The 9,590-nt window shown below is 46.0% G+C and carries 1 protein-coding gene; it reads left to right on the top strand.

Annotated elements, in window-relative coordinates:
• Nucleotides 1-32 precede the first annotated feature (32 nt).
• Entirely contained in the window at nucleotides 33-9,452 is a 9,420-nt protein-coding gene (locus tag LU361_RS15825) for a non-ribosomal peptide synthetase (protein WP_233089859.1), read from the top strand.
• Nucleotides 9,453-9,590: the final 138 nt, after the last annotated feature.

The following is a 9,590-nucleotide window of genomic DNA, read 5'->3' as shown; positions in this document are numbered from 1 at the left end:
CTGCCTGCTAAAACTTGAAGCAATAGATGAGCATGAACAACAAACCCTCAAAACAAGCGCAATTACGACAAATTGCGGAACGTCTCGCGGCGTTGCCAGAAGAGAAAAAGAATACGTTTCGCAACGCTTTGGAAGAAAAAGGCATTGACCCTTGGAAGCTGCCTTTAGTCCCTGAACAAGAATCGCCAGCGAATGATTATGCGTTGTCATTTGCTCAGCAAAGGCTGTGGTTTATCGAACAAACCGAGCCTGGCAACCCACTGTATAATTTGTCGTTCGGTTTGCAATTTAACGGTAATCTAAACACGCAAGCGGTTGAGCAAAGCATTAATGCGATTGTTGAACGTCACAGCGTGTTGCGAACCACCTATACCGGTAATGAAGACGGGGAAGGGCGCCAGCGTGTTAATGCCTTTAAAGCCGTACCGCTTGAAATTATTACCTTGGATAACAACAGCGGTGATCAATCCGACGTTTTAAACCAACTGGCTCGTGAAGAAGCACAAAAGCCGTTTAATTTAGGCCAAGACTTAATGTTTCGGTTTAAATTAATTAAGGTCGATAACGAAAACACCGTTGGCTTGTTCACCATTCATCATATTGCCTTCGATGCTTTGTCGGTGGATTTGTTGGTGCAAGAATTTGTCAGTTTGTACACGCACTTTTGCCAATCCGACAATACCAATTCACATTCAGACAATGCTTTGTCTGAAAAGCCGCTACCAAAAACATTGCCTAAACTCAGCGTGCAGTATTCTGACTTTGCGCAGTGGCAACGTCAGTGGGGTCAGTCTAAGCAGTTTTTGAAGCAACAGGAATTTTGGCAAAATCAACTTGAAGGCGCGCCCCAGCGCATCGATTTACCCACGGATTTTGCGCGTTCTAAAAATCGTCGTTGCTTGGGTAAAAAATGCAGCATTGAATTGCCCGTAGAATTATCGGATCAATTGCGTCAGTTGGCTCGCCAACAAAACGTTACTTTGTACATGGTGTTAATGGCAACGTTTAATGTATTGCTCAGCCATTACAGTCGCCAAGACGATATTTGTGTTGGTACTTCCATTGCCAACCGTACCAAACAAGAAACGCAACCGCTGTTAGGTTTCTTTGTTAACTTGTTGGTGATGAGAAATCAAATTGATCGAAGCGCTGATTTTTTATCGTTCCTACAGCAAGTTAATGAGACAGCGTCTTCGGCGTACGTAAATCAAGATTTTCCGTTCGATAAATTAATTGATTTATTGGGGGTTGAGCGTGATAACAGTACAACGCCATTGTTCCAGGTGTTGTTTGTATTAAATACCGCAGGCCAGGCGTCGTCTATTGAGTTGCCGGGTGTCACTGTTTCGTCTTTTAATGACGATCAAGAAATTGCTCGTTATGAATTAACTTTACGTGTTACCGATAACGGCGATGCGAGTTCACTGTATTGCCAGTTAGAATTCGATACCGATTTATTTTCTCAGTCGACGGCGGAATCTTTACTGGCTCACTACGAAGAATTATTCACCCAAATTGCCGCTAATCCTGCCGGTAATATCAATGACTACGCGTTATTAAGTGATGACCAACAGTTAGAGCGTTACCAAGTTCAACGCACAAACAGTGAAGAAACGGCTCAAACGAACGCGTTAATTTCACAAGAATCTTCGACGATTCACGCGCGTATCGAATCTTTTGCTGAAAATACACCCGATGCCATTGCGCTGGTTTGCTCTGACACGCGTTTGAGCTATCGCGAATTAAACTATCAAGCCAATCAGCTTGCCCATTATTTACGAAGCCAAGGCGTTGTCGCCGACGTTCCTGTCGCTTTATTAATGAATCGCTCAGCCTCGTTTGTGGTTGGATTATTGGCGGTATTAAAAGCCGGTGGTTGTTATGTGCCGTTAGATACCCAATGGCCCGCCGCGCGTTTGCAAAATCTTATTGACGATTGCGGCGCGCAGTTATTATTGAGCGAAACCGCTTGGCAAACCACAGCGAACAGTTTGTCGGTTAATGCGTTGATTTTAGATCAAACCTCAGAACCCGTTTTATGGGCAAACGAATCAACGGATAATCCAACGCCGGTTGCTACCAACAATAATTTGGCGTACATGATTTACACCTCTGGTTCTACCGGTAAACCGAAAGGGGTAATGATTGAACATCAGCAATTAATTAATTACGCCTGCGGTGTAATGACGCGCTTCTTTGGTTCTGAAATTCATGGTTCTGAAATTCACGGTTCTGAATTAAATTACAGCTTTGCCAGTGTTTCTACTGTTGCCGCCGATTTGGGTAATACCTCCATTTACGGTGCTTTGGCGTTTGGTGGTTGCCTGCATTTAATCGATGCCGAGCGCAGTTTCTCACCGGATGCCGTAGCGTCTTACATGGACGAACATCAGGTTGATGTCATTAAAATTGTACCAAGCCATCTTCAAGGTTTATTGGCCGCTAACGAGCCCCAGCGTTTATTGCCAAAAACCTTATTGATTTTAGGTGGTGAAGCTTGTCCGAACAGTTTAATTGCGCAGGTTCGACAATTAGCGCCCGAGCTTCGTATTGTGAATCACTACGGGCCCACCGAAACCACTGTCGGTGTGTTAACCCACGAAATTCCGTTCCAAACTGAATACACCGGCAGCTTCCCAGTCGGCAAACCGTTACCAAACAGCCAAACCTACATTCTTGATGCCGGTGGCCATTTATGTCCACCCGGTGTAGCGGGGGAATTGTTTGTCGGTGGTGACAGTGTTGCCCGCGGTTATCTCGGCCAGCCAGAACTCACACAAGAACGGTTTATTGAGCGTCAATTGCACGCCAGCCAACCGGCACAACGCTTGTACCGAACTGGTGATAAAGCGCGTTGGTTAAGCAATGGCGACATTGATTTCTTAGGCCGCTTAGACGAGCAAGTGAAACTGCGCGGTTATCGCGTAGAACTTGGCGATATTCGAACCTGCTTGTGCGAACAAGACGGTGTGCGTGATGCAGTTGTGCAAGTGATTCGTGGCGATGTCAGCGAACGCTTGGTGGCCTTTTTAGTAAAAGAAAAGTTAATAAATGAAGAGTCAGTAAAAGAAGATGCGGGCACCGGCGCCGATAACCAACGCGTTCAAAGTGCGTTAGAAGAAACATTACCGCCGTACATGGTGCCGCAACAATGGTTGTGGTTAGACAGCTTACCGCTGACCATTAACGGTAAACTCGATCGCCGAGAATTAATTGCCTTGGCCGATGCCGGTCCAGACAGCGATGCCGCTGAAGGTCGCGAGCCGCGCGATCAACTTGAACAGCAGTTGGTGGAAATTTGGAGTCATATTCTTCGTCGTGACAGCATCAGCATTGACGACAATTTCTTTGAGCTTGGTGGCGATTCCATTTTAAGTTTGCAAGTGATTGCGAAGGCGAAAAAAGCCGGTATTACGCTAACGCCAAAGCAATTGTTTGACGAGCAAACCATCGCCCGTTTATCGCAAGTGGCGGTAACGGCGCAGAGTGATATCGAACAACAATTCATTGAAATCTGGTCGGGTATTTTGAAGCGCGACGACATTGATCGTCACGATAATTTCTTTGCCTTGGGCGGTGACTCAATTTTAAGTTTGCAGGTGGTGGCAAAAGCGCGCAAAGCAGGGCTTAAAGTCACGCCAAAGCAATTGTTTGATGAACAAACCGTTGCCAAGCTTGCTGCGGTGGTCGAATACAGCGAAAGCAAAACATCCAAAAGCCAAGCGTTGGTGTCAGGCGATGTGCCGCTGACACCGATTCAGTCGTGGTTTTTTGAGGCGGATCACCCAAATAAACACCACTGGAATCAGTCGACGATTTTCACGGTTAAACAACCGTTGGATTTCAAGCTCTTGCAACAAGCGGTTGTCGCTTTGGTGAAGCAACACGATTCACTCAGAATGAGCTTTGAACAAAATAACGGACAGTGGCAGCAACGTTACTTACCGATTGAAAAACTACCCGTGCAAGAACTCTGTTCGAGCATTGGCGCAGAGCGTTTAAAACTGGATGCACAATCGAACACACACGCCTTGAGTGATGCGATTGAATCTGCCGCAACCGACGTTCAAGCCAGTTTGGATCTCGCCAAGGGTCCGCTCATTCGCGTGGGTTATTTCGAACTGAATGATGTCACCATTGATGGCACTGTGCCGGAAAACCGCTTGCTGATTGCCATCCATCACTTGGTGGTTGATGGTGTTTCTTGGCGTATTCTGTTGAATGATCTTCTCGAAGCTTATCAACAATTGGCGCAAAATAAGCCGGTGAATCTGGGAGAGAAATCGAGCAGTTTCCAAAGTTGGTCGCAGTATCTTGCTACCTACGTGAAATCTGACAGCCTCAATCAAGAAGTAGATTACTGGCAACAGGTTGGCAGTGAATCGCCGGATTTATCTGGGTTTAACTTATCCGAGCAAGACGCCGAAAAAGTTACAGCCATTAATACCGTCTCATCGCAAGCGATTGTTACTCAGCGTTTGTCGAAAGAAGACACTCAAGCGCTGTTGCAAAAAATCCCAAGCGTTTACCGAACGCAAATTAACGACGTGTTGTTAACGGCGCTGTCGCGCATGTTGTGTGACAAAACTCAGTCCGATCAAATTTGCATTGAGATGGAAGGTCACGGTCGCGAAGAATTGTTTGCCAAAGACGTTGATCTTAAAGCACAAGATTTAAGCCAAAGCATCGGTTGGTTTACCAGCCGGTTCCCGGTGTTGCTAACACCGTTCGCCAGTGACGAGCAATCTGCCAATCGCGAATTTTCCCATTCAATTAAATCCGTTAAAGAGCAGTTGCGGGCAATCCCCAATAAAGGCATTGGTTACGGATTGATTCGTTATCTGCATCCAGAGGCGGCAATTCGCGAACAGTTCGCCCAACACGCTGCGCCGATTTTAAACTTCAATTACCTCGGCCAGCTCGATGGCGCTATTGAAGAAAAAGACGACAACGCGGTTGATACCTTATTTGGCGACGCACCAGAAACCGGTGGCGTTGACCGAGCGCTGGATTCTAAGCGCAGTCATATTTTGGATTTAACCGCTCAAGTCAGTGGCGGTCAGTTGCACTTAAACTGGTACTACAGCAAAGCGCTGCAAGACCAACAAACCGTCGAAGATCTTGCCGGTGCTTATTGCGAAGCGTTGAGTGAGTTGATTCATCATTGTCTGCAAGAAAGCAGCGGTGGTGTTACGCCTTCGGATTTCCCATTGGCAAAAGTAACTCAGCCGCAATTGGAAGACATGCCGTTTGATTGGCACAACATTGAAACCTTGTATCCGCTGTCGCCAATGCAAGAAGGTTTGTTGTTCCATACCTTAATGAAACCCGGCACTGGTATTTACTTCATGCAGGAGCGGTATCAAATTAACCGTCCGTTAGATGAAGCCGCCGTGGTTGAAGCTTGGGCGCGCGTGGTGGATCGCCACGAAGTATTGAGAACGTCTTTTTATTGGAAAAACGAAGATCAATTACTGCAAGTGGTGCACAAGAAAGTCGAAACGCCGGTTACCTTGCTCGATTGGCGTCATATGGATGAGCAGCAGCAAGTTGCTGAAGTTCAGAAATACATGTCAGAGGAATTGACTACCGGTTTTGATTTATCAACGCCAACGCAATTGGCGATTACGTTAATTCGCGTTGGTGACAGCAAGTATCAATTAATTCGCAGCTTCCACCATATTCTTATGGACGCTTGGTGTTTCTCTTTGCTGATGATGGACTTTTTAATGTTCTATCAAAGTTTGGTAGAAGACAAAGCCATCGAGCGACCACGCTTGCGTCCGTATCGCGATTACATTGCCTGGTTGCAAAAGCAAGATATCGATGGTGCCGAGAAATATTGGCGCGATTATCTGAAAGGATTTAATGCACCGAATTCTTTGGCTGTGGATCGTCCGCAGTCGCAAGAAGGTGTTGCCGATGTTGCGGTGAGTTTATCGATTGAAGAAACCCAGCAATTACAAAACCTTGCCCAGCAATGCCAAATTACCATCAACACCATTGTCCAAGGTGCGTGGGCATTATTGCTCAGCCGTTACAGTGGCGATAACGACATTATCTTTGGTGTTACCGTTGCTGGCAGACCCACAGAACTTGAAGGTGCGGACTCTTTAATTGGTTTATTTATCAATAGTTTACCGTTAAGAGTTGAAGTAAATAATCAAGCCTCTGTGAGCGAATGGTTGAAGGCATTGTTCGAGCGAAACGTGGGTATGCGTGAATACGAATTCGCGCCGTTGGTGGATATTCAATCTTGGAGCGAGCTGCCGCGCGGCGAGAGCTTGTTTAAGAGTTTGTTTGTGTTCGAGAACGCGCCTATTGATCAGGCGATGATGGATAGAACAGTTGAGTTCGAAATTGACGAGCGTACCGATCGAACGCACACCAACTATCCAATTACCGTAGTGATTGGTCCGAGCGAAAAATTGAGACTGCAATTAACCTACGATAAGCAGTTGTTCGATCACGATACTGTTGGGGATATGGTCGAGCACTTTAAACAACTGCTGTGTAATTTATCGCGAGGTGCAAACAGCAAGCTGTCTGACATCCATATGTTGGGCGCCTCTGATCAGCAGAAATTACTCACCAAGTGGAGCGGGTTCAGCAGAGCAACGCCAATGCCTCAGTTAATTAACGAAAACCAAGGCAAACTTTGGCCACAACGTTTCGCTGAACAAGTGAATAATCAGCCAGAAAAAGTTGCCGTTCGTTGTTTGGATCAATCGCTGAGCTATGGCGAGCTAAACCAAAAAGCCAACCAAATTGCCAATGAGTTAACGGCTCGCGGCGTTGGCCGAAATGACTTGGTAGCTTTGTTGGATGAGCGCGGCATTGATTTATTGGTGATGATTGTTGCGGTATTAAAAGCGGGCGCGGCTTACTTGCCACTGGATCCCAAACATCCGCCGCAGCGATTGGCGAAAATCATTGAGCTGGCCGATTTAAGTTTGGTGCTAGGTAACGCGCAAACTGAAACCTTATTGACGCAAACCTGGGAGTTACTGGCAGACAAACAAACCGTCATCACTTTACCAACACTGCTTGAGCAACCGTCATCTGGTACCTTGAACGATCAAAATCCAGAGGTTATCAGTGAGTTTAACGATCTCGCTTATGTGATCTTTACCTCGGGTTCAACCGGCGTACCAAAAGGTGCGATGGTTGAGCATTTAGGTATGTTAAACAACATGTTAGGTAAACTTCCTAGTTTGAATCTAGGTTCGGATGAAGTCATCGCACAAACCGCATCACAGTGTTTTGACATCTCGGTTTGGCAGTTCTTAACGGCATTAATGTTGGGTGCGCGGGTTGATATTTATCCCGATCAAATCGCTCATGATCCTAAATCATTAATGAAAGCCGTTGGCGAAAATTCCGTCACTATTTTAGAAAGTGTGCCTTCATTGATTCGCAGCATGCTCGACATTGTTGAAGATCAAAACGAGATTAAAGCTGCCTTGGATTCTCTGCGTTGGTTACTGCCAACGGGTGAAGCTTTACCGCCAGAATTGGCGCGCGACTGGTTGAAGGCATTCCCACAGATTCCGTTAATGAATGCGTACGGCCCAGCGGAGTGTTCTGACGACGTGGCATTTTGGCCTGTTAAAACTGAGCAAGAAGCGAATGTTTCGCACATGCCAATCGGTTTGGCGACAGACAACAACTGGCTCTACATTTTAGATAACAACCAACAATGCGTTCCTGCCGGTGTTACGGGCGAACTTTATATTGGTGGTGCCGGTGTGGGCCGCGGGTATCTGAATGATCCTGAGAGAACCAAAGAAGTATTTATTAAAAATCCATTCTTGGATTTTTCGGAGACCGACTCTGATATAAAAGCTTCTGAGATAAAAACCTCGGAAATAAAAAATTCTCAATTAGCATTAACCGAGGCGGTAAAAACCCAAGCCGAGCGATTGTATCGCAGTGGCGATTTAGCGAGCTTCACCCGCGATGGCATTATTGAATATCGTGGTCGTAAAGATCACCAAGTAAAAGTTCGCGGTTACCGCATTGAGCTTGGTGAAATTGAAAACCGCGTGCTTGAGCACAACGACATTCGCTTGGCAGCGGTGGTGGTGAAATCCAATCAGCATGGTGACAACATGCTGGTTGCGTACGTTGAAAAAGAAGCGCACACCGCTGAGCTGGAGTCATCCGATGCAATTGCGCAAGAGCAAGAACAAGAACAAGAACAGTGGCGCAGTTTTATCAAAGACACGCTACCGGATTACATGGTGCCTTCGGTGTTTGTGGTACTGCCATCGTTGCCACTGAATGCAAACGGTAAAATTGATCGACTCAAGTTGCCCGATCCTGATTTGGAAAAATTATCGACTACCGAATACGTTGCGCCACGTAACGTGCATGAGCGTAAGTTGGTTGAGATTTGGAAAAAAGTACTCAAGCTCGATCGCATTGGTATCGACGATAACTTCTTTGAACTGGGTGGCCATTCGCTATTGGCGATTAAAATGGTTCATCAAATGCAGCGCGAGTTTGGACCTGATGTGTCGTTGGCGGCGCTATTCCAAACACCAACCATTCGACAATTGGTTGCTCTCAGCCAGGGTGAAGCGCAATCGCAAGTGCGAATGTTACGCGATGCCAGCGGCGAAAACGTACAATCACCGTTATTTTGTATTCATCACGGCGGTGGCCACACGCTTGAGTATCAGCTGATTAGCGCCAATTTGGATGCGTCCATTCCCGTTTATGGTATTCAGTCGCGGCGTTTGATTGAGCCGAATTTCGAAGAGCATTCCATCGAAGAAATGGCAGAGCTTTACACCGCGATGATTCAAGAGATACAACCGCAAGGGCCGTATCAATTATTGGGTTGGTCGTTGGGTGGTGTTCTGGCAATGGCAATGACTCGTGTGTTGGAAAATCAAGGCGAGCAAGTCAGCTTTATTGGCTTGATTGACTCGGTACACAACGTCGATTTAAACGCGGTGCTCGATAATCCCGAATTAAAACACGTGGATACCAGCGCTGATCTCAACGTTGTTGCCAATATGCTGCAAATGTTTGGCGAAGAAGGGCGTCAACGTTATGAAACGGTAAGTCCAGATTTGCGTAGCCATTTTGAAGCCGAGTTAAACCAAATGGATCACGAACAAGGGCTTCAGTACGCCATTGATAAAATGAGCGAATTAAAACTCATCGATGAAACTGTCAATACGGAATTCTTGAAATTACGCTATCGCACCTCGGTTCATTATCGAAACCTAATGAAGAAACACTATCCTGAGAAAGTAAAAGCTGTACCTTACATTTGGTGGGCTCAAGATTCTCTGAAAGACGGTGAAGCGCCGACGCCTTGGCATCGTTATTGTGATGACGTCGCGGAAGTGGATTATTTTGACGGTTCTCACTACGACATCATGAGCGCGGCGTCATTGCATGAAAAAATTTCAACTTGTTTGATTAAAGGTTCTAGTTAAAGAATGAATTAACACGTAAAAAATAATTACCGCGTCGCTTTTGTCTTTGTGAAATTTAGAACGTAAGTTTAAGAAAGATTTAGAGCGGCGCATTGGATATTGATAAGAATATAACGCTCATTTAAGAGCTGTGGAAAA

The organism is Sessilibacter corallicola (genome assembly GCF_021290925.1).
GTDB classification, from domain to species: domain Bacteria; phylum Pseudomonadota; class Gammaproteobacteria; order Pseudomonadales; family Cellvibrionaceae; genus Sessilibacter; species Sessilibacter corallicola.
This window is presented reverse-complemented; position numbering and strand designations above follow the sequence as displayed.

What these genes read in the sequence shown, in the direction of transcription:
- LU361_RS15825 (WP_233089859.1), top strand. Translation starts at nt 33, where the DNA reads ATGAACAACAAACCCTCAAAACAAGCGCAATTACGACAAATTGCGGAA.